This is a genomic window from Mesorhizobium sp. WSM4816, from assembly GCF_055811535.1.
The window spans coordinates 1-19,896 of sequence record NZ_JBVVQR010000003.1 but is presented as its reverse complement, the minus strand read 5'-3'; the positions used below and the strand labels follow the sequence as shown (position 1 = coordinate 19,896).

At 61.7% G+C, this 19,896-nt stretch carries 21 protein-coding genes and 1 tRNA gene; 6 read left to right on the top strand and 16 right to left on the bottom strand.

The annotated features are described in order from the left end of the window. Positions 1–57: 57 nt before the first annotated feature. The 5 genes from AC0L3H_RS04340 to AC0L3H_RS04320 form a co-directional block, all read right to left on the bottom strand. Positions 58–1,059 (bottom strand): Ldh family oxidoreductase, encoded by a 1,002-nt coding sequence (locus tag AC0L3H_RS04340; protein ID WP_473495400.1) that lies wholly within the window; start codon positions 1,057–1,059, stop codon positions 58–60. Between the two features lie 149 nt (positions 1,060–1,208). Continuing rightward, entirely contained in the window at positions 1,209–2,018 is an 810-nt protein-coding gene (locus tag AC0L3H_RS04335) for an ABC transporter permease (protein WP_473495433.1), read from the bottom strand. Next, entirely contained in the window at positions 2,018–2,740 is a 723-nt protein-coding gene (locus AC0L3H_RS04330) for an ABC transporter permease (RefSeq protein WP_208602491.1), read from the bottom strand. Before AC0L3H_RS04330 ends, AC0L3H_RS04335 begins: the two co-directional genes overlap by 1 nt. Positions 2,741–2,899: 159 nt before the next feature. After that, positions 2,900–3,694, bottom strand: coding sequence for a transporter substrate-binding domain-containing protein (locus AC0L3H_RS04325; RefSeq protein WP_128168366.1), 795 nt, complete (start codon positions 3,692–3,694; stop codon positions 2,900–2,902). Positions 3,695–3,741: 47 nt separating this feature from the next. Next, on the bottom strand, positions 3,742–4,554 hold the full coding sequence (locus AC0L3H_RS04320; RefSeq protein ID WP_473495454.1) for an ABC transporter ATP-binding protein: 813 nt from the start codon (positions 4,552–4,554) through the stop codon (positions 3,742–3,744). Between the two features lie 218 nt (positions 4,555–4,772). Here AC0L3H_RS04320 and AC0L3H_RS04315 point away from each other — a divergent pair, with 218 nt between their 5' ends. The 3 genes from AC0L3H_RS04315 (at position 4,773) to AC0L3H_RS04305 (ending at position 8,067) form a co-directional block, all read left to right on the top strand. Further along, positions 4,773–5,621 (top strand): dimethylarginine dimethylaminohydrolase family protein, encoded by an 849-nt coding sequence (locus AC0L3H_RS04315; RefSeq protein ID WP_473584850.1) that lies wholly within the window; start codon positions 4,773–4,775, stop codon positions 5,619–5,621. Beyond that, complete coding sequence (locus AC0L3H_RS04310; protein ID WP_473584630.1) at positions 5,618–7,198, top strand: 5-guanidino-2-oxopentanoate decarboxylase; 1,581 nt, start codon at positions 5,618–5,620, stop codon at positions 7,196–7,198. The genes AC0L3H_RS04315 and AC0L3H_RS04310 overlap by 4 nt, the downstream gene beginning before the upstream one ends. Positions 7,199–7,359: 161 nt before the next feature. After that, the gene (locus tag AC0L3H_RS04305) at positions 7,360–8,067 is read left to right on the top strand and encodes an SDR family NAD(P)-dependent oxidoreductase (RefSeq protein ID WP_473584629.1); all 708 of its coding nucleotides are present in this window, start codon (positions 7,360–7,362) and stop codon (positions 8,065–8,067) included. Positions 8,068–8,213: 146 nt separating this feature from the next. On the opposite strand, the gene rpsA is transcribed toward AC0L3H_RS04305, so the two are convergent. The 4 genes from rpsA to aroA all read right to left on the bottom strand — a co-directional run bounded on the left by rpsA (position 8,214) and on the right by aroA (position 12,447). Next, entirely contained in the window at positions 8,214–9,911 is a 1,698-nt protein-coding gene (gene rpsA, locus AC0L3H_RS04300; RefSeq protein WP_027151507.1) for a 30S ribosomal protein S1, read from the bottom strand. A gap of 204 nt (positions 9,912–10,115) precedes the next feature. Next, on the bottom strand, positions 10,116–10,766 hold the full coding sequence (gene cmk / locus AC0L3H_RS04295) for a (d)CMP kinase (protein ID WP_287344923.1): 651 nt from the start codon (positions 10,764–10,766) through the stop codon (positions 10,116–10,118). Then, on the bottom strand, positions 10,763–11,089 hold the full coding sequence (locus AC0L3H_RS04290; RefSeq protein ID WP_473584627.1) for a hypothetical protein: 327 nt from the start codon (positions 11,087–11,089) through the stop codon (positions 10,763–10,765). Before AC0L3H_RS04290 ends, cmk begins: the two co-directional genes overlap by 4 nt. Further along, positions 11,089–12,447: a 3-phosphoshikimate 1-carboxyvinyltransferase gene (gene aroA / locus AC0L3H_RS04285; protein ID WP_473584626.1), complete on the bottom strand. Its 1,359-nt coding sequence runs from the start codon at positions 12,445–12,447 to the stop codon at positions 11,089–11,091. The genes AC0L3H_RS04290 and aroA overlap by 1 nt, the downstream gene beginning before the upstream one ends. Before the next feature lie 196 nt (positions 12,448–12,643). Between aroA and AC0L3H_RS04280 the strand changes: the two genes are divergently transcribed. Further along, positions 12,644–13,030, top strand: coding sequence for a TIGR02300 family protein (locus AC0L3H_RS04280; protein WP_027151510.1), 387 nt, complete (start codon positions 12,644–12,646; stop codon positions 13,028–13,030). A gap of 170 nt (positions 13,031–13,200) precedes the next feature. After that, positions 13,201–13,276: transfer RNA gene (locus tag AC0L3H_RS04275), tRNA-Ala, on the top strand. A gap of 1,112 nt (positions 13,277–14,388) precedes the next feature. Here the strand turns inward: AC0L3H_RS04275 and AC0L3H_RS04270 are convergent. The 7 genes from AC0L3H_RS04270 to AC0L3H_RS04240 all read right to left on the bottom strand — a co-directional run bounded on the left by AC0L3H_RS04270 (position 14,389) and on the right by AC0L3H_RS04240 (position 18,795). Continuing rightward, positions 14,389–14,820 (bottom strand): potassium channel family protein, encoded by a 432-nt coding sequence (locus AC0L3H_RS04270; RefSeq protein ID WP_287051658.1) that lies wholly within the window; start codon positions 14,818–14,820, stop codon positions 14,389–14,391. A gap of 41 nt (positions 14,821–14,861) precedes the next feature. Further along, positions 14,862–15,059 carry a hypothetical protein gene (locus tag AC0L3H_RS04265; protein ID WP_139172573.1) on the bottom strand — a complete coding sequence of 66 codons (198 nt, stop codon included), beginning with the start codon at positions 15,057–15,059 and terminating at the stop codon, positions 14,862–14,864. Between the two features lie 401 nt (positions 15,060–15,460). Beyond that, positions 15,461–15,928, bottom strand: a complete 468-nt coding sequence (locus AC0L3H_RS04260; RefSeq protein ID WP_473584625.1) for a hypothetical protein — start codon at positions 15,926–15,928, stop codon at positions 15,461–15,463. Further along, positions 15,925–16,158 carry a hypothetical protein gene (locus AC0L3H_RS04255; RefSeq protein WP_473584624.1) on the bottom strand — a complete coding sequence of 78 codons (234 nt, stop codon included), beginning with the start codon at positions 16,156–16,158 and terminating at the stop codon, positions 15,925–15,927. Before AC0L3H_RS04255 ends, AC0L3H_RS04260 begins: the two co-directional genes overlap by 4 nt. 398 nt (positions 16,159–16,556) lie before the next feature. Continuing rightward, positions 16,557–16,808 carry a hypothetical protein gene (locus tag AC0L3H_RS04250; protein ID WP_128171165.1) on the bottom strand — a complete coding sequence of 84 codons (252 nt, stop codon included), beginning with the start codon at positions 16,806–16,808 and terminating at the stop codon, positions 16,557–16,559. An 840-nt stretch (positions 16,809–17,648) separates the two neighbouring features. Beyond that, the gene (locus AC0L3H_RS04245) at positions 17,649–18,122 is read right to left on the bottom strand and encodes a hypothetical protein (RefSeq protein ID WP_473584623.1); all 474 of its coding nucleotides are present in this window, start codon (positions 18,120–18,122) and stop codon (positions 17,649–17,651) included. A gap of 451 nt (positions 18,123–18,573) precedes the next feature. Further along, a complete protein-coding gene (locus AC0L3H_RS04240; RefSeq protein ID WP_287055059.1) occupies positions 18,574–18,795 on the bottom strand; it encodes a KTSC domain-containing protein in 222 nt (73 codons plus the stop codon). Positions 18,796–19,116: 321 nt separating this feature from the next. Here AC0L3H_RS04240 and AC0L3H_RS04235 point away from each other — a divergent pair, with 321 nt between their 5' ends. Then, positions 19,117–19,677 (top strand): DNA-3-methyladenine glycosylase, encoded by a 561-nt coding sequence (locus tag AC0L3H_RS04235; RefSeq protein ID WP_473495453.1) that lies wholly within the window; start codon positions 19,117–19,119, stop codon positions 19,675–19,677. The last annotated feature ends 219 nt before the right edge of the window (positions 19,678–19,896 follow it).

Below are 19,896 nucleotides of genomic sequence, written 5' to 3'. Positions count from 1 at the left end.
CGTAACGGCAAGTACGCCCGCTGTCGCGCGATCAACTATCCGAAGGTGTGGACGTCTTCAGGAAGAATACCGGGCCGCGAATTCGGAGATGCGCTGCACCACGGCTTTCGGAGCCGTTATGCCCCGTGCCGCTGCCTTCTCCGCCGCTTCGGCCCGGGCACGGCCGGGGACATGCACGCCGTAGCGGCGGCGCAACCGGTCGAGTTGATCTTTCATGCGCTTCTCGAAATTTGGATCGAGCAGCTTGGGCTCGACGGCCAGAACGAAGAGGCCGGTTCCGGGACTGTCCGGTCCGTCGGTGAACCATGGCGCATCGAGTGACCAGTTGGCGCCCGACAGGCCCGCCGCCAGCACTTCGACCATCAGCGCGATGTTGGCGCCACGCTGGCCGCCGAAGGCAAGCATTGCGCCTTTCATGGCGGCGGCGGGATCGGTGGTCGGGTTGCCGCTCGCGTCCAGTGCCCAGCCTTCTGGAATTCTCTTGCCGTCGTCAGCCGCCTTGCGGATGTTGACAAAGGCGGTGGCGCTCGACGACTGGTCGATCACCAGCGGCGCACCGTCGGCGGCGGGCGCAGCGAAGGACATCGGGTTGGTGCAATAGACCGGCTTGACCGAGCCGGAGCCGGCAAGCACGGCCGGTCCATTGGTTGCGGCGAAGGACACCAGCCCCTGCGCGGCCAGCCGCCCTGTGAAATAGCCGAGCGCGCCGCATGTATAGGCGTTCTTCTGCGAAAAGATGGCAACGCCGAACAGGCGCGCCGCCTTGGCGAGATCGTCGATGGTGCGGTCGAAGCCGGTATGCGCCAGACCGCCGCGCGCGTCGGAGAGATAGATCGCCAAAGCCGGCCTGGTGATGACCGGCTCGGCCTTGCCATCGATGCGGCCGGCCTCCAGCGCTTCGAGATAGTCGATGAAATGCGACAGTCCGACCGTCGACAGACCTTCTGCCTCGGCCGCCACCACGGAGGCTGCAAGCGACTGCGCCGCTTCCTCATTGGCGCCGGCGCCGAGCGCCGCCATCCGGCACAGCCCTGTCGCCTGGTCGAGACTGAGTTGCATCGTAGCGATCCTAGGGGAGTAGGGGAGTAAGGGAATAGGGGAATAGGGGAATAGGGGAATAGTGAGCGTGATGCGAATAGGATGGAAATGTGTATGTGTGAATAGTGGCTGACCCTACTCCCCTACTCCCCTACTCCCCTACTCCCCTATCAACCAATCTTGTTCGGGATCCGCGCCTCGATCTTGCCGAGGGCGAAGACCAGGATGCCGGTGATCGCCATATAGATCAACGCCAGGAGCAGCAAGGGTTCATAGGTGAGGAAAGTGCTCTGCCGCACCTTTGACGAGACGGCGAATATGTCGATCACGCTGATGGTCGCCACCAGCGGCGTCGATTTCAGTTGCAGCACGGTTTCGCCGGTCAGCGTCGGCAGCGCCCGGTAGAAGGCTTGTGGCAGCCAGATCCGCCGCAGGATCTTCCAGCGGCTCATGCCGAAGGCGCGCGCCGCTTCCAACTGTCCTTTCGGCACGCCGGCGAAGGCACCCCGCATCACTTCCCCCTCGTAACCGGCGAAGGACAAGGTCAGCGCCAGGACGCCATAGGGCCATGCTTGCCTGAGATACGGCCACATCCAGGACTCGCGTACCCATGGGTACTGTGGAAACAGCGAGCCGAGCCCATAGTAGAGCAGCCAGAGCTGCAGCAGCAGTGGCGTTCCCCTGATGACGGTGCAGAAGGCCTTTGCAGGCGCCGCGAGCCAGAACGGGCCGGCAGCCTGCGCCAGCCCGAGCGGCACGGCGAGCAGGAAGCCCAGTGTGCAGGTGACGGCGAGGATCCAGAGCGTGCGCCAGAGGCCGACAAGCGCCATTTCGTAATATTGCGGCAGCCAGTCCCAGCGCATGAAAAAAGCGGCCGCGAAAACCAGCCCCAGTCCAGTCACAATCAGCACGATGCGGTGCGGCTGCAACCACAGCGACGCGCGGGCGGCTACGTTGACGATGGTCGCTTCGACAGCCATCAACGCGCCTCCTTGAGCGAGGGCATGCCGCGCCGAGCCCAGACCTCGATGCGGCCGATGATCAGATTGGAGACCAGCGTCAACAGAAGATAGATCACGCCCGCGGCGAGGAAGAAGGTAAGATAGGCTTTGGTCACGCCCGCCGCTTGCCGGGTGGCCAATGTCAGTTCGAAGAAGCCGACGACCGCCAGCAGGGCGGTGTCCTTGGTGGCGATCAGCCAGAGATTGGCAAGGCCGGGTATGGCGAAAGGCAGCATCGCCGGCAGCGTGATGCGTCGCAGCAGCAGGCCGGGAGACATGCCATAGGCGCGCGCGGCTTCGATCTGTCCCTGCGGGATGGCAAGGATCGCGCCGCGCATCACCTCGGTCGAATATGCGCCCTGGACGAAGCCGAGCACGGCAATGCCGGCCACCAGCCCGCTGATATCGATGCGCTGATATCCCATTGCCGTCAGCAACTGGTTGATCAAATCGGTGCCGGCATAATAGAGCAGCAGGATCAGCACCAGCTCCGGCACGGCGCGGACGATCGTCGTATAGACTGCCAGCAGATCGCGCACCACAGGCCCGCCATAGAGCTTGCCATACGCACCGCAAATGCCGATGACGAGGCCGAGACCGAACGCACCGGCAGCGATCTCGACCGAGTGGAGCAGTCCGACCAGAAGCGTTCCGCCCCACCCGGGTGGCGTCGGCGAAAGCAGTTCGATGATGCGGGCCACAGAGGCCGGAAGAAATGCGTCGATCAGCGTCGCCCCCGAATTGCTGGCGCCAAAACCACGGGCGATGCCGTCAGCGGAAAGCTTGCATAGGTAGAGCTCGACGAAGCCACACGGCGCGCTGTCTGCGCCGCGTGGTTGTTCGCTCGGGGATGCACGCCGTCAATTCGACTGTGGGTCGGCGCCATAGATGTCGAAATCGAAGTATTTCTTCGAAATCTCGTCATATTTGCCGTTGGCGCGGATCGCCTTGATGCCGGCGTTGATCTTCTCCTTCAACTCGGTGTCCTCCTTGCGGACACCGGCGCCGACGCCGGGCCCGAGGATCGCCAGATCCGGCGCGACCGTGCCCTTCAGATCGCAGCATTGCTTGCCCTGATCCGATTTCAGGAAGGCATCGAGCGCGATGGAATCGGCCTGCACGGCATCGACACGGCCGGCGGCAAGATCCTGATTGGCTTCGTCCTGGGTCTGATATTCCTTGATTTCCGCGGCTTCGGTGAAGTGCTTCTTGACGTAGTCGGCATGCACGGTCGAAACCTGGACGCCGATGATCTTGCCCTTGAGATCTTCCGGGGTAGCGCCGAACTTCTGGTCCTTCGGTCCGATGATAGCTGTCGGGGTGTTGTAATATTTGTCGGAGAAGTCGATCGTCTTCTTGCGCTCGTCGGTGATCGACATGGAACTGGCGATGACGTCAATCTTCTTGGTCGTCAGCGCCGGGATGATTCCGTCCCAGGCGACGGGGGTGATGACGCAATCGAGTTTCTGCTCGGCGCAGACCGCGTCGATGAATTCGATCTCCCAGCCAACCCATTTGCCGGAAGCATCCGGCGAGGTGAACGGCGGATAGGGTTCGGCAGCGACGCCGATCTTGACCGGCTCGGCCTTTGCCATGCTCATCGCGGCGACGCCGAGCAGAAGCGCTGCGGCAAATGTCTTCAGAACCGTCTTCATATCAATACTCCCAGTTTGTTGTTGTTCCCGTTTTCATCCGCCTCGGCTTAACCGATGTTGCGGATGAATTGCTTCAGCCTTTCGGATTTCGGCGCGCCAAAAATCTGCTCCGGCGGCCCTTCTTCCTCGACCAGTCCGTTGTAGAGATAGACGACATGTGTCGCGACCTCGCGAGCGAACTTCATCTCATGGGTGACCAGCACCATGGTGCGGCCTTCGCGTGCCAGGTCGCCGATCACCTTCAGCACCTCGCCGATCAGTTCCGGGTCGAGCGCCGAGGTCGGCTCGTCGAACAGCATGACGCGCGGATTGATGGCCAGCGCCCGGGCGATGGCCGCACGCTGCTGCTGGCCGCCTGACAGATAGGCCGGATAGACATCGCGCTTTTCGGCCAGGCCGACGCGGGCAAGCAGCTTTTCCGCATCGGCGATGGCCACATCGCGCTTGACGCCCAGAACATGCACCGGAACCTCGATGACGTTCTCGATGAGCGTCATGTGGCTCCACAGATTGAAATTCTGGAAGACCATGCCGAGCTTGGAGCGGATGCGCTCGATCTGCTTGCGGTCGGCGGGAACGGTGTGGCCGTGGCTGTCGGCCTTCATCCGGATCTCTTCGCCATTGACGCGAACGATGCCGCTGGTCGGGTTCTCCAGGCAATTGATGCAGCGCAGCAGCGTCGATTTGCCCGAGCCGCTGCCGCCGATGATGGCGATGACCTCACCGTCGCGCGCCGACAGCGAAACACCCTTCAGCACATGCAGTTCGCCGAATCTTTTATGCAGGTTCTCGACATGGATGGCTTCGGCAGCGTCGTTCTGCGCCGTGTGCTTCAGGGCGGGGGCCGTGCCTTGCGCTATCACCTTTGGGGTGCCTCACGAAGTGGCTGGACCCGTCGCTGCTGGAATTTTTTACCCATTACCATCACTGGACAGACTTCTCATTTTCAAGATGTACCGTTCCGCTTGCCTCCGTCAACCATGCTTTTTGGACCATTGATCACGGCTCGCTGAGTGGCTATTGGCTGGGATGGGCGTTTAAGGAGCACTTGTTGGCAAAAGAATACGGGTCGCAGTCCATGGCCGGGCCCCTGCAGCGCGTGCTGATGCGGTCCGCCGCAAGCGCTATGGCCCGCGCCAAAGCATCGGAATGGCACTATGGTGCGGGCTTCGATCCGCAAAAGGCCGCCGCCCAGCATGAGGCGCTGACGACGCTGGTTCTTGCGTCCGGCGCCGCGATCGAATGGCTGACCGACGCCGATGACGGGCTTGCCGATTCGGTCTTCACGCATGATCCATCGTTGATGACCGACCACGGCGCCATCATCCTCGCCATGGGCAAGGCGCTGCGCCGTGCCGAGCCCGGCCTGCACGAGGCGGCCTACAAGCGCATGGGCGTACCAATCCTCGGCCGCATCGAGCCTCCCGGACAGGTCGAGGGCGGTGATTGCGTCTGGGTGGATTCAGGGACCCTGGCCGTCGGCCGCGGTGTGCGCACCAACCAGGACGGCATCCAGCAACTCGCCAACCTGCTCACCCCCAAGGGTATTCAGGTCTATGGCTACGACCTGCCGCTCTGGCATGGCGAGGACGCCTGCCTGCATCTGATGTCGGTGATCAGTCCGCTCGCCGACGATCTGGCGCTGGTCTATGCACCGCTTTTGCCGGCTGCCTTCTACCAGATGCTGCGGGCGCGAGGCATTCGCCTGGTCGAAGGCGACGCCGGGGAGTTCTTCGCCTCCAACGGCCTCAGCCTGAATGTGCTGCCGACCGCGCCGCGCGAGGTGATCGCCGTTGCCGGCTTCCCGAAGACGGCGGCGGCCATGGCGGCCGCCGGCTGCAGGGTTTCAACCTTCGAGGCGGACGCACTGTGCATCGCCTGCGAGGGCGGACCGACCTGCCTCACACGTCCGGTGCTCAGGCAATGACGACAGTCGGCGAAGCGCTCATCACTTTGCTCGAAGCCCATGATGTCGATACGGTCTTCGGCATTCCGGGTGTGCATACGGTCGAACTCTATCGCGGCTTGGCGCGCTCGAAGATTCGCCACGTCACCCCGCGTCATGAACAGGGCGCCGGGTTCATGGCCGACGGCTATGCGCGCGCCGGCGGCAGGCCCGGCATCGCCTTCGTCATCACCGGACCGGGGCTGACCAACACCATCACCGCCATGGGCCAGGCCCGTGCCGATTCGGTTCCGATGCTGGTGATCTCGGGCGTCAACGCCACGCCGACACTGGGCAAAGGCCTTGGCCATCTGCACGAACTGCCCGACCAGCGCGGCATGATGGAAAAGGTCGCGCTGTTTTCGCACCGTGTCACCGACGCCGAAGAACTGCCGGGCGTTCTTGCCCGCGCCTTCGCCCTGTTTTCGTCGTCGCGTCCGGGCCCGGTGCACATCGAGATCCCGACCGATATCATGGTCAAGCCGGCCGGCGGCATCGCCGCTTTGCTGACGAATGTCGCGCCGCCCGAGCCGAATCCGGCTGATATAGCAGAGGCGGCAAAACTTTGCGCGGCTGCCCGCCGCCCGCTGGTCCTTGCCGGCGGCGGCGCCAAGAGAGCCGAAGCGCCGTTGCAGCGCCTTGCCGAAAGGCTGGGAGCGCCGGTTGTCCAGACGGCCAATGCCCGCGGCCTGCTGCACCGCCATCCGCTCGGCGTGCCGGCCAGCCCCAGTCTGAAGGCGGTGCGTGCATTGATGGCCGAGGCCGATCTGGTCATTGCCGCCGGCACCGAATTCGGCCCGACCGACTACGACGGATATGGCGACGGTGGCTTTGTCCTGCCGTCCAATCTGATCCGCATCGACATCGGCGCCGACCAGCTTGCCCGCCGGCCCGCCCGGATTTCGATCCATGCCGATTGCGGCGCAGCACTCGAGGCGCTGGTTGTCGAGATTGGTACGGACCAGCCGCCATCGGGCGACGGCCAGTCTCGCGCCGCTGCGACAAGGCAAGCAGCCTTTGCCGAAATGGCCCCGGCCCTCCAGGCGCAAACCCGCGCCGTCGAGATGATCCGCGATGCATTGCCGGGTTCGATCATCGTCGGCGATTCGACCCAGCCGGTCTATGCCGCCAACCTCTATTACGATCACGACCGTCCGGGCGGCTGGTTCAACGCCGCCACCGGCTTCGGCGCGCTGGGCTATGGTCCGCCGGCGGCGATCGGCGCAGCCCTTGCCGTGCCTGATGCGCCGGTCGTTTGTCTCACCGGCGACGGTGGTTTCCAGTTCACGCTGCCGGAACTGGGCGCCGCGCTCGACGCTGCGGCGCCGGTGATCTTCGTCGTCTGGAACAATCTCGGCTATCGCGAAATCGAAACCTCGATGCTCGATGTCGGCGTCGAGCCGGTCGGCGTCTCGCCGGCGCCGCCTGATTTCTGCAAGTTGGCCGAGGCCTATGGCATTGCCGCCGAGCGGCTCGCCGGCATCGGTCATCTGGCAGACGCACTCAAGCGCGCGCGGGCGACCCAACTGCCGTATGTCATCGAGATCACCATCGATTGAGTGCTGTGGCAGCGTCTGCCTGGGAACGCGATCCGCGTCGGATGGCCGACGTTCTGACGCGCACAAGCGGCGCTGCGTCATCAAGATTTCGGTTGAGTGATTGCGCGAAAGGCGCGACCTTCGGCGGCGGTGCGGCATAAGAGTGACAGGAGCGGTCGTAGATGACGGATACACTGGACGGCAGGCATGTTGTGGTGACCGGCGGCACCGGAGCGCTCGGTGGCACGGTTGTCGGCAAACTGCTGGAGCAGGGCGCGATCTGCCATGTGCCGAACGCCCATGCCGCCGCGCCCGCGCATTTTCCCTTCCCGGCACATGAGCGTGTCAGGCTGGCGCACAATGTCGATCTCGCCGATCCCGCCAAGGTCGATGCGTTCTTCGCCAGTGTTACGGATTTGTGGGCATCCATCCATCTGGCCGGCGGCTTCACCGCCGCGCCGGTCGAGAAGATCGAGCCCGCGTCTTTTGCCGAAATGATGGACACCAACGCCCGCACCACCTTCCTGTGCTGCCGCGCGGCGATCCGCTCAATGCTGGAATCTTCCGTGTCGGGCCGCATCGTCAATATCTCGGCGCGTGCCGGGCTCGACCTGCGGCGCGGTTCCGGCATGATCGCCTATGCCGCCAGCAAGGCAGCGGTCGCGGCAATGACGGTGGCGATGGCGGAAGAACTCAAGGGCAAGGGCATCCTGGTCAATGCGGTCGCGCCCTCGACCCTCGATACGCCGGCCAACCGGGCTGACATGCCGGCCGCCGATTTCGGCAAATGGGTCAGCCTCGAAGCGGCAGCGGAAGCGATCGCCTACCTCGCTTCGCCGGCCAATCTGGCGATGAGCGGCACACTGGTGCCGCTTTACGGCAGGGCCTGATATATCTCTTTGTTTGAGCGCGGATCTCCCAAAACCGGTTTGCCAGGTTTGGGGTTACGATGCTCTGACCATGGTCAAACAAAACCCCGCCGGATCGCTCCGGCGGGGTTTTTTAACAGGCCGCGCGAGACGCGGCGTTAGTGGACCTAGCTACCCTGCTTCTTCAGCGCGGCGCCCAGGATGTCGCCCAGCGAAGCGCCGGAGTCGGTCGAGCCGTACTGGGCGACCGCTTCCTTCTCTTCGGCGATTTCCAGCGCCTTGATCGAGACCTGCAGCTTGCGGGTCTTCTTGTCGAAGGCGATGACGCGGGCATCGACCTTCTGGCCGACCGTGAAGCGCTCGGGGCGCTGCTCGTCGCGGTCACGGCTGAGGTCGGAGCGCTTGATGAAGGTCTCGATGCCGCTGTCGACCAGCCGCACTTCCAGGCCGCCATCCTTGACGCCGGTGACCTCGCAGGTGACGACCGCGTTCTTGCGCAGTTCGCCCGAGGTCGCCGCCTCGCCGGCCGTATCCTTGGCCAGCTGCTTGATGCCGAGCGAGATGCGCTCCTTGTCGATGTCGACGTCGAGCACCTGCGCCTTGACGATGTCGCCGCGATTGTACTCCTCGATCACCTGCTCGCCCGGACGCGTCCAGTCGAGGTCGGAAAGATGGACCATGCCGTCGACATCGCCTTCGAGGCCGATGAACAGGCCGAACTCGGTCTTGTTCTTGACCTCGCCCTCGACCTGGCTGCCGACCGGATGGCTGCTGGCGAAAGCCTGCCACGGGTTCTCGAGCGTCTGCTTGAGGCCGAGCGAGATGCGGCGCTTGGCCGGATCGACCTCGAGCACCACCACGTCGACTTCCTGCGTCGTCGACAGGATCTTGCCGGGATGTACATTCTTCTTCGTCCACGACATTTCCGAAACGTGGATGAGACCCTCGATGCCCGGCTCCAGTTCGACGAATGCGCCGTAGTCGGTGATGTTGGTGACGGTGCCCTTGATCTTCTTGCCGATCGGGAATTTCGTTCCGATCTCGGACCACGGATCGCTCTCGAGCTGCTTCATGCCGAGCGAGATGCGGTGGGTTTCCTGGTTGATGCGGATGATCTGCACCTTGACCGTCTGGCCGATGTTGAGGATTTCGGTCGGATGGTTGACGCGGCGCCATGCCATATCGGTGACATGCAACAGGCCGTCGATGCCGCCGAGGTCGACGAACGCACCATAGTCGGTGATGTTCTTGACGACGCCCTCGACCACCTGGCCCTCTTCGAGGTTCTGCACGATTTCCGAACGCTGTTCGGCGCGGCTCTCCTCGAGCACGGTGCGGCGCGACACCACGATGTTGCCGCGGCGGCGATCCATCTTGAGGATCTCGAAAGGCTGCGGATTGTGCATCAGCGGCGAGACGTCGCGGATCGGACGGATGTCGACCTGGCTGCGCGGCAAGAAGGCCACGGCGCCGTCGAGATCGACGGTGAAGCCGCCCTTGACCTGGTTGAAGATGACGCCTTCGACGCGCTCGCCCTTGGTGAACTTCTCTTCGAGACGGACCCAGCTCTCTTCGCGGCGGGCCTTCTCACGCGACAGCATCGCTTCGCCAAGCGCGTTCTCGATGCGCTCGACATAGACCTCGACCGTGTCGCCGACCTTAAGCGTCGAATCCTTGCCCTTGACGCCGAATTCCTTCAGCGGCACGCGACCTTCGACCTTGAGGCCGACGTCGATGATTGCCATGTCCTTTTCGATCGCAGTGATCGTGCCCTTGACGACTTGGCCTTCGCCGGAATGGCCGGCGGAAAAAGATTCTTCGAGCAGGCTCGCGAAATCATCGCGAGTGGGATTTGCAACTGACATAGTTTCTCCTGGAATGCCCCGCATCTCAAGCGGGGCGGGCGCCGTGGGTTAGCGTTGCGTTGGCCTGCCGGCGTTCCGGGCCTCAAAAAAGCCCTTGGCCGCCTAAGCGGCAATTCCGGCGCATGAAGAATGCTGGCAGGCTGGTTCGTGCCCGATATGGGTATCTTTTCGCCGCCGGCAATCGGCAACGGCAGGAAACCCGGCTCAGGCTTTGTTTCTCTTGGCCAGAACGTCGTCGATGATCGCCTTGGCCGCCAGGAACGCGGCCTCTATAGCCATTTCCGACGTGTCGAGCAAGTGCGCGTCGGCGGCCGGCTTCAGCGGCGAGTCGGCGCGACCCATGTCGCGCTCGTCGCGGCGCAGGATATCGGCGAGGATATCGTCGAAATCGGCGGTGCCGCCGATGCTCTCGATCTCGGCCAGCCTGCGTTGTGCCCGCACCTCGGCGCTCGCCGTCACATAGAGTTTTATGTCGGCGTCGGGACAGACCACGGTGCCGATGTCGCGGCCGTCAAGCACGGCGCCCGGCGGCGCCTTGGCGAATTCGCGCTGCTTTTCGACCAGTATGCGCCGCACCGAAGGGATGACAGCCACTTTCGAAGCCGCTTCGCCGACCGCATGCGCCGTCAGCACCGACCGGTCGAGCTTGGCCAGGTCGACCTGCCGGGCAGCGGTCTCGGCGGCCGAGACATTGTCGAGCGGCAGGCCGAGCCGAAGCAGCGCATGCGCCACCGCGCGATAGGTGAGGCCGGTGTCGAGCAGGTTCAGCCGGTAATGGTCGGCCAGTCGGCGGGCAAGGGTGCCTTTGCCCGCGCCTGCTGGGCCGTCGATGGCGATGGTGAAGGTTGGACTCATCTAGCTTGCCTAAACAGACGGAACGCCAGTACCGCCAAGGCGATCAAAACCGATAATGGCAACGCAATGAAAGGTATTACGCCAATTGTCATAAAGGCCATTGCTCCAAACGCTTTGAAAATTACTGCAAGAAAGACCCAGTCGTTATTTTCTAGAAACTCGCCTGCATAGGCGAACAGGTACATGGTCAAAAATTGCAGGGCCAAAAGCCAAAAAAGAACAGCAAAAATGCCGACACGCTTTTTGAAAACGACGCCTTCGATCAGATAAGGGACCAACGCGGCCCCAAGACAGCCCGCTAACACTGGCCAGTCTCGCAGCATCAATCAATCTCCGCCCCCAGGCCCTTCATAAGCCCCATGAACTCCGGAAAGCTGGTCGCGATCATCGCCTGGTCGTCGATGGTGACAGGCTTTTCCGTTGCCAGTCCCATGACGAGAAAGCTCATGGCAATGCGGTGGTCGAGATGGGTCTGGACGATGGTGCTCTTTCCGTTCGGATGTTGGCCAAGCCCCTTGCCGCCGGGTTTTCCACGCACGGCCAGTGTGGCTTCGCCCTCGGTACAGTCGACGCCATTGAGCTTCAGCCCTTCGGCGACCGCCGACAGCCGGTCCGATTCCTTCACCCGCAGCTCTTCCAGTCCCTGCATCAGCGTCTCGCCCTCGGCAAAGCTCGCCGCGACAGCAAGCACCGGATATTCATCGATCATCGTCGGCGCCCGTTCGGGCGGCACGGTGACGCCTTTCAGCTCGGAGTAGCGCACCCGCAGATCGGCGACATCCTCGCCGCCTTCATTGCGCGGCTCGAGAACGTCGATCCGGGCGCCCATTTCCTGTAGCGTCAACAAAAGACCGGTGCGGGTCGGGTTCATCAGCACGTTTTCGATTGTAATGTCCGAGCCCGGCACGATCAGCGCCGCCACCAGCGGGAATCCGGCCGATGACGGGTCGCCCGGCACAGCGATCGTCTGGCCGGTGAGCTTGCCCTGGCCCTCGATGAAGATGTGGCGCACACCGCGCTCGTCGGTCTCGACCGACAGATTGGCGCCGAATCCCTTCAGCATCTTCTCGGTGTGGTCGCGCGTCATCACCGGCTCGATGACGGTGGTGATGCCGGGCGTGTTCAGCCCGGCGAGCAGCACCGCCGACTTCACCTGGGCCGAGGCCATCGGCACGCGGTAGGTGATCGGCGCGGCGTGTTTGGGGCCGCGCAGCGTGATCGGCATGCGGTCGCCGGGCGTCGCCTTCAGCACCTGCACGCCCATCTGGCGCAGCGGCTCCAGCACGCGACCCATCGGCCGGCCGGACAGCGAGGCGTCGCCGATGAAGGTCGTCTCCATGTCGTAGGTGCCGACCAGGCCCATGGTGAGGCGCGAGCCGGTGCCGGCGTTGCCGAAATCGAGCGGGCCTTCCGGCTGCAGCAGCGCGCCGTTGCCGGTGCCGCGGATCACCCATTCAGCGCCGCGCTTCTCTATATGCGTGCCCATTGCCTTCATCGCGGCGCCCGTGCGCATCACGTCCTCGCCTTCCAGCAGGCCGGTGATGCGGGTTTCGCCGGAGGCGAGGCCGCCGAACATGAACGAGCGGTGCGAGATCGACTTGTCGCCGGGCACCCGTGCTGTGCCTGAAAGCGCTGGCGATTTACGGGCGGTGGCCGGTTTCGGGGCGGCAGTATGCGACATGGGTTTTCCTTGGGTGAAAAACGCCGGTGGCCGGCCTTTTTCTTCTGGTTTGCGCGGTCTCGTATCACGGCGGGCGGAAATGGTCATCCCCTTGCAAGAGGTCGCTCAACGCGGGGATTTGTGACGCTGGCTTTAGGCTTTGACAGCGCCGTAAACTGTGGTTATGGGGACCAAACTTTCATCGACGAGGCTTGCTGTGGCAAAACCCGAACTTGGCACCAAACGCATCGACCCCGAGACGGGTCAAAAATTCTACGATCTGAACAAGGATCCGATCGTCTCGCCCTATACCGGCAAGAATTATCCCCGCTCTTATTTCGAGGAAGGCAAGATTGCCGCCCTTGAGGAGGAAGAGGAAGTTGCCGAGAAGGAAGTCGACGCCGAGGAGGAAGAGGGCGTCGAGGTCGTCTCGCTCGAAGAGGCCGACGAGGATGCGAAGCCCGACGATCTTCCCGATCTCGGCGATGACGAGGACGATGTGGACCTCGGCGACGACGACGATACCTTCCTCGCCGACGAAGAGGAAGAGGACGACGATGTCGCCGACATGATCGGCGTCGGCGACGACGACGACGAAGTCTGATCCGGCCTCTCACACAGCGCCCGCCGACTTTCGCGGGTTCTTGATAAAAAGCGGCTCTTAAAGGCTTGATATTGACGGAAGGCGGGGTTAGAAGCCGCCTGCACTAACGGCGCGGTCTCAACCCGCGCCGGATCTCTTCGCCGGCAACGGCGCCGGTTGACTGCCGGAGTGGGGCCATAGCTCAGTTGGGAGAGCGCTTGAATGGCATTCAAGAGGTCGTCGGTTCGATTCCGATTGGCTCCACCAAAAGTTCTATAATGATTTCAGTTGATTAGCATTCTCCCCCTCGGGGGCCTGTTGCCCTGAAATCGTTCGGGGCACCGCCGGGGCACCCCGAGGCGCTTTTTGGGGGTCGCAAAATTTGCCTAGTCTCCGTTTTCCGCCAGATTTGCCGAAAGGCGAGGGGATGGGAAATGTTCGGACTTTTTAGCGCGGGCCTAGGTCCCACGAAGTTAGATTGGCTTGAGGCACGATACGCTTGCATGTTCCGTATGCCGACGAGCGCAGGCCGTTGTGTCGCCGTAGCGTCAACCGGCTGAAGCCCGGCGGTGCTTCCTCAGCCGAGTGATTGCCGACCTGTCGACCGTAATCACGCCGCCGCAGTCAATCCGCACGGTGAGTTTGTCTGCTCCGCGATCGATGCGGGTGACGTCCCCAACAAGAACTACTCGGTCGCCGGCCCGTGCTTTGGGTGGCGGCTCTAGCGTGTAAGGATGGTCATAGGATGGAATGCTCACTCTAGCTCGGCCGCTAGGGAGAATGGAGATGACGGTACCTGCTAGCGCAACCTCATCGCCGACCTCAAATTCGCCAGGCATGTTAAGGTGCAGCATGGTCTTCCTCCCGATGCTTTCCTATTTGATGCTTTGCTAAATTAATGCCCGGCCACCGCGTTGGTTGCCGTGCAATCCGCTTCGTACGGTTCCGCACATTTCCAAGCTGGATCGCGATGGCGACGGGACCACTTTGAGGTGCCTAGAGCGCCGTAAGCCGCACCAGAGAGGCATCGCCTATCAGCTGGCCGAAATTTTCTATGGGCGCCCTACAGGGAACACTCAAAAGGTTCAAAAGGGTCTGGGCCGCAGGCTGCTCGCTGTTTCCCTGCTGTTTATCAGCGGCAGTGGATTAACTGGGAACCCCGTTATTTAAAATGGGCTAAGCCATTGGTAATGGCCTCGATTACCACGCTATAGCAACGGGCCGTTCTGATAGCGGTGCAGTGGCGAAATTTTGAATAAGCCCCTATGGGGAACATTCAGGTAAACGGTTACAAGCTCCTTGGCGCCCGAACGAAAAAGCCCGCCGCACCTTTCGGCGCGAACAGCTATGACGAAGGAACACGACCTCTGCAACGCGCGTCAGTCTTGCTTCCGCTTCCACAGATCCGAAGTCGATGCGTATGCGAACGATGCTGACCAAGCGATCAGGACGAGTCCGTTGAGACCCTCCAAGGCAGCAACGATTCGCATCGGCCCAGTGGCATAGACTTCGCCAAAGCCGATCGTCGTGTAGCAGGTAACCGAGAAATAGAAGAAATCCGCTGCGCTTCCGGAAAACAAGCCTGCGAGACCTCCAAGGTCTGGATGGTGGTGCATCCAGGCGTAGGCGAGCGCGAAAAGACAGATCCCCACCACGTGAGCAATGATTGCTGCGACGACCAAGAGCAGCAGATCAACCCGCATCGGAAGTGAAAAACGACGCCTCATCGTTCCGGCGATATTTAGCACTTCATAGTGCATCAGAACCGTTACCAGTGCGAGACCTACAGATATGGCGAACGCGATGAGCAATTGCGGTACCTTTAAGCAGGACTCAGATCCTCAACCGCTTATCACCGCGCGAGCGGTTCGAACAGCGTCGACCTGACGCGACGCGATGCGATGCCGAACACGCGAATGGTGAGGACGAACGCGAGCACCCGGTGGTGCCATCTCCCCGGGTCCTTGGCAAAATCGTCGGAACCGAACCGCTCCCAATGGCTTTCGTAATCAGGGGCAGCATCAAAGAGGAGACTGTTATGGATCGGCAAGAAAATAGCGTTTTGGAGGCGGGCTGGCTTTTGGCGGTCCCGCTTTCTATCGGATTTGCCGTTTTGATTGCAGGCTTAGTGCTGGGCTAGTGTGCTATGGGAACCGGAACTCGATCACTCGCCCCTCGGCCTTCCATGATTGCCGGGCGTCAACGGAACCAAAGTCGCGCAATAGCTGCGGGACAGGAGCAAGGCGAACGCCACCGTCGCGCTTTTCGCCAGCCGGCCGCTCGGGCTTCTGCCTCGCTGCAAAACCAGCGCTCCCCCTTGCCGGTCGAGGTTACGGTTCGGTCATGACGGGGCGAGGGAGAAATGCCGCTAGGTGTCAATCCTAATTGGAGGTTCACGCAAAGAAAAGCCCGCCACCGTGAGGCAGCGGGCTATGATAGTTTTTGTCCGGTTCAGTGATGGTCGCTCTTTCTACGGGGTTGCTTCGTGATCGGATGCGCTGCAAGAAACGCCTCGTCCGCCGCGATGAGCTTGGCGACTTCGTCCTCGCCGATCGGCAGATAGCGGTCCTTTGCGGCTTCTCGCTTCGACTGGACCGCCAGGAGATCGGGTGCTGGAACTCGGATTTGATCCGCCACAGCTTGCCGGCTCCTTTCGACGCTGAGCGTCCGTTTGTGAGAATAGACGCTAGATCGATTTTCGTCCTCTAGGACGTACATCGCGTGAATGCTTTTCGCGCACCAGTAATCCGTTTCCGCTCTTGTCAGGCTGGTGACAGCATCAGCCTTGCGCCAAGGGAGGCGGCGCGCCTGACGCATGAGCTGGTTGTGGTGCGTGTCGATGAGGACGGCATCGGGCAGCGGATCAAGGCACTGTTGCACAAATGCAGCCAGCGCCTTCGTCTTGATGCCGGCGCTCATGCTGATGCGTCCCCTGTGGAAGCCAACTGGAGAACCGACGCTGCCAACTGTTCAGCCCAACGCTCGCCGTCCAAGTAGAACTTGCTCGCAATCGACTTATTGAAGGTGGTGACCGCCTGCGCCTTGATCAGCATCCCCTCCATGGTCGTTCCGGGCTGCTCCATGATAGCGGTCACCAGATCTGAAAGTGACTTCTTCGCAGCCGCCGCCCTCGCCTTCGCCTGGTCCATCCCTGAAGTCTTGCGAAGGCGGGCGGTTTGAACCTGATAGAGCTTGCCAATCTTGAGCTCTCTCTTTGCTCTTGCGAGCCAGGCCGCTCGCCTAGCTCGCATAGCCTCACTCGCGTTGCTTCGCAGCGGGCGGTCCCAGGCCACTATGGCGGCGAGGTTTCGGATATCACGGACACAACGGACGTGCTCTTCTCCTGGGCGTTTAAGGAACCGCCCGGAGATATCACGCTCGCCATCTATGTAGTCCCCGCGCGGAGGTGATTTCGTCGGGCGCGAGCGGCCAGCGGTGTTTCCATTCCGCAGCGATCCACGCGATTTCCTCGAGCGCGGCAAGGTATTCGGCGGAAGCGGCCGGCAGCGGCTGAAGAAGGATTGACGCGCCGCCCGTGCCCGCCCGATCAGGACGCTTCCTGCACTTCCTCCACTTGTGGCGTCACGGGTGCAGGGTTAATGACGTAGGTGTTCGAGGTCAGGTCGCTAGTAGATCGGATGATGATGCCGTCGTCTCTTAATCGGACAAACGTTGCCCTTGCGATACGCATGGGCTTGCCTTTGGCATCTGCGGCTGTGACTTTGTTCGACCAGGGAACGTGAGTGATGGTATCAACGCGCTTGAGAAAGCGCTTTTCCGTCTCGGTCAACTCGATCACGCGCGTTCCTCCTATCGTTGGCAGCGTTTGGCTGGCCGGTAACGCCGATGATGCGACTCCGTTCCAAGGACCCAAAGGCAGACAGGCGCATGGTCGCTGCCTATGTCGAGAAACTCACTGGACGACCTTGAAGCTAAGGGGCTTCCTGCCGAAAGGCGCAGCAGAATAGCTATGCTCGTCACCGTCAGCCGGGAGGAGTGTAGAGCGGCTCTCTGCATCGATGAACCAAGCACTGGCCATCGAGCGTCGGCACAAACCCTACCGCTGGGGTTTCCGACCAGTCGCACGCATTGCTATACCGGCGGACGTAGAGGGCATAGGTGTTCGGGCCGGTGGTCAGCACCGCCGAGCCATGGCTCTGGATCAGCGCCTGCGTCTGTTGGCAGGTCATGGCGCGGGTGTCCGGCCTGGCCTGGGCGAGGGTTGTGAAGGCAAGCCTGACCGCAGCAGCTATGCAATGGCGGCCTCCAAATCGGAATTTCCGGACTGGAGCAAACCGCCCGCCGCGTGCGACTGACGGCGTGCCGGGGTGTCTGGCCGGTCGGAACTCGTTCTGATCGTGTTGCGCGAATGGCTGGAAGCGAACACCTATCTGCCGGTCCGGAGGATCGATGAGGAAAGCGAGACGGACGGCAGCGCTTAGGACTTTTCGCTACTACCGCCCGCGCCCAACTCTGGTAGAAGGTTGGCTTCTAATCGCGATTGCGCGCCCGCTGCGGGCCTTCGTAGTCAGGAATGATTGTGAAGAAGGATGGCGTTGGACCGGCTGACGATCAGTCTTCGAAGCAACGGCGGAAAGCGCCACGACGGGTTTGAAATGGATGGACTGTTTAACGGTTCTCAGCAACCTTCCGCCTTCAGTGATCGCACCATTCGCACCACAATCGGATCGTACGGGATTTTTTCATCGCTGCTGTAATTTATGACAAAGAGCGCGGCACGGTCGTTGCAGACCGCAATGGCGCGGACATATCGGATCTGTTCGTTCTTGATACCCGAGTAGCTGGCCCGTCTGGGCGTGACGCGCCTATAAGTCAGTTTCCAGCCCTCCTTTTCATCCTCGACCATGCGGTGCTCGATCTCGGCGCGAAAACTGTGCTCGCCGAGCCTTGCGCCCCACACGGTAAGAACGGCATCGTTTTCGCCCCGAAATTCCGCGCCCTGGTCCGAACGCTGTGTCAGGACAAAGCCAGGGGGAACATCGAATATGAAGCCAAACTGCCTGACGCCAAAAAGCTGCCACGCTTGCGCTTGGAGATGCGTGCAGCAAAATAAAATCGAAACGAGGCTCAACAGAAAAGGTGCCATCGGCATCAAATTAGCGTCGCGTCATATACTGTCCAGACCGGACAAGATCGGCGACAGAAAAAAGTAGCAGAGATGCGCGCTGCGCTCAGTTGCGCGAAAATCGCTTGAGGCAGAGAACTAGCCTTGGGGAAAATTCTCAGTCGCCCCTTGCTGAGCCAATAGGAATATGGTCCTGCCGCCTGATACTGGCATCCCGTAAGCTGTTGGATCGCATTGCCGCAGACGATACGTGAGCAAGCAATCAAGCGCCTAAAATCCCGCACCCCCAAACCGCACAGCTATTCCACGCTCGACCTTTGCACATCGGCCGTCGATTCGATTGGACCAAGGACCGCGGCTGATTGGATGGCGCCAGGTGCAGCGTGCCTACTACGACTTCTTGCAGCGTGGGCGGGGATCGTAAGAAAATCCTACGCGCGCCGGCTGCGCTGCGTCCACCAATCGGCCGTTGGAATGTTCAACAGCTTGCATCGTTGCCGGCCGCAACCTGACGGTACCGGAAGCGATTGCGGATGTGCTCGTTAAAAAAGCGGCCTTTCGCAAAGGCGGCTTTGAACGCGGCGAAGGTCGCCGGCGGCACTTCCTCAAACTCGTAACGCTTGTCGCTGGCGACGAACCACACCGAGAGGATTCTGCTGTCGGGATCGTAGGCCATTTTTCGTATCGAGGTCGATGGCATGATATGGCTCGATCAAAAGCCTTCAACGATCGCAGAGCCTGTCACGTTCCCTCGTGGTATTGCTCCTGAGCAGCGCACGAAGAGTTTCTCCGGGCCACCTAACCCAGGCGGTATCGCAAACGCGCCAGGCACGGTCTTCTGGGTCTCTAGGCGCTGTTGAATAACCAATCGACCCGCATACATTGGCGATCAGACCTATCCGAGTTCAGCAGGAAGCGCCGCGATGCTGATGATCGCGAGTTTGGCCTTGGTGGATTGGCCTTTTGCAGCCAGAGCGGGAACGTTTTTGATGGCCCCACGTTTCGGCGCGGTCGTGATCTGGTGCAGGCGTTGATCACGAACCGTCAGTTCTTTGCCCGGGACGCCTGCGTTGTCGCTCGCGATATTATTGGCGCGACGCTTCTTGTGCACGGCGTGGGCGGGATCGTCGTCGAAACGGAAGCCTATCGCGCCGATGACCCAGCCTCACACAGTTTTTGTGGGCGGACTTCGCGAAACAGCGCAATGTTCGGCGCCCCAGGGAGCGCATACGTCTATCGCTCCTATGGTCTGCATTGGTGCCTGAATGCCGTCTGCCTTCCCGGTAGTGCTGTCCTTGTGCGCGCGATCGAACCGCAATCAAAGCTCGACCTGATGCGGGCCAATCGCGGCGTTGATGACCTTCGATTTCTTTGTTCGGGACCCGGTCGCCTTTGCCGGGCGCTTGCTGTCGATGCATCATATGACGGGCTGCCATTGGACGAGCTCCCGTTCCAGTTCAAGCTATCGTCGGACAGAGCCAGCTCCATCTTGACGGGACGCCGGATCGGCATCTCCAAGGCTGTGGATGTCGAGTGGCGGTTCGGGCTGGCAGGCTCGTCGCATTTGAGCCGCAAGTTCTGAGTTGCATCTGCACGACTAATTGCCTGGCGGCGAGTTCGGGTACTTGGCCATGTGCAGGGTCTCTACGCCATGCAAGTTTGGCCCGCGATTTCGCCCAGCTTCGACTGTCAGGAGGCGATGGCCTGATGCCAAGCAATGGTCAGTTGCATGCTGGAGCGGCTGGACGCCAAGAGGCACCAGCTCCCAACCGCCCACGCCCAGAATCCCCGCCGGCCGGCC

Bases quoted from the DNA above. Each gene is read 5' to 3' on its own strand.
- AC0L3H_RS04340 (WP_473495400.1), bottom strand. From the start codon at position 1,059: ATGCAACTCAGTCTCGACCAGGCGACAGGGCTGTGCCGGATGGCGGCG.
- AC0L3H_RS04335 (WP_473495433.1), bottom strand. From the start codon at position 2,018: ATGGCTGTCGAAGCGACCATCGTCAACGTAGCCGCCCGCGCGTCGCTG.
- AC0L3H_RS04325 (WP_128168366.1), bottom strand. From the start codon at position 3,694: ATGAAGACGGTTCTGAAGACATTTGCCGCAGCGCTTCTGCTCGGCGTC.
- AC0L3H_RS04315 (WP_473584850.1), top strand. From the start codon at position 4,773: ATGGCCGGGCCCCTGCAGCGCGTGCTGATGCGGTCCGCCGCAAGCGCT.
- AC0L3H_RS04310 (WP_473584630.1), top strand. From the start codon at position 5,618: ATGACGACAGTCGGCGAAGCGCTCATCACTTTGCTCGAAGCCCATGAT.
- AC0L3H_RS04305 (WP_473584629.1), top strand. From the start codon at position 7,360: ATGACGGATACACTGGACGGCAGGCATGTTGTGGTGACCGGCGGCACC.
- rpsA (WP_027151507.1), bottom strand. From the start codon at position 9,911: ATGTCAGTTGCAAATCCCACTCGCGATGATTTCGCGAGCCTGCTCGAA.
- cmk (WP_287344923.1), bottom strand. From the start codon at position 10,766: ATGAGTCCAACCTTCACCATCGCCATCGACGGCCCAGCAGGCGCGGGC.
- AC0L3H_RS04290 (WP_473584627.1), bottom strand. From the start codon at position 11,089: ATGCTGCGAGACTGGCCAGTGTTAGCGGGCTGTCTTGGGGCCGCGTTG.
- aroA (WP_473584626.1), bottom strand. From the start codon at position 12,447: ATGTCGCATACTGCCGCCCCGAAACCGGCCACCGCCCGTAAATCGCCA.
- AC0L3H_RS04260 (WP_473584625.1), bottom strand. From the start codon at position 15,928: ATGAGCGCCGGCATCAAGACGAAGGCGCTGGCTGCATTTGTGCAACAG.
- AC0L3H_RS04255 (WP_473584624.1), bottom strand. From the start codon at position 16,158: ATGGACCAGGCGAAGGCGAGGGCGGCGGCTGCGAAGAAGTCACTTTCA.
- AC0L3H_RS04245 (WP_473584623.1), bottom strand. From the start codon at position 18,122: ATGCCGATGGCACCTTTTCTGTTGAGCCTCGTTTCGATTTTATTTTGC.
- AC0L3H_RS04240 (WP_287055059.1), bottom strand. From the start codon at position 18,795: ATGCCATCGACCTCGATACGAAAAATGGCCTACGATCCCGACAGCAGA.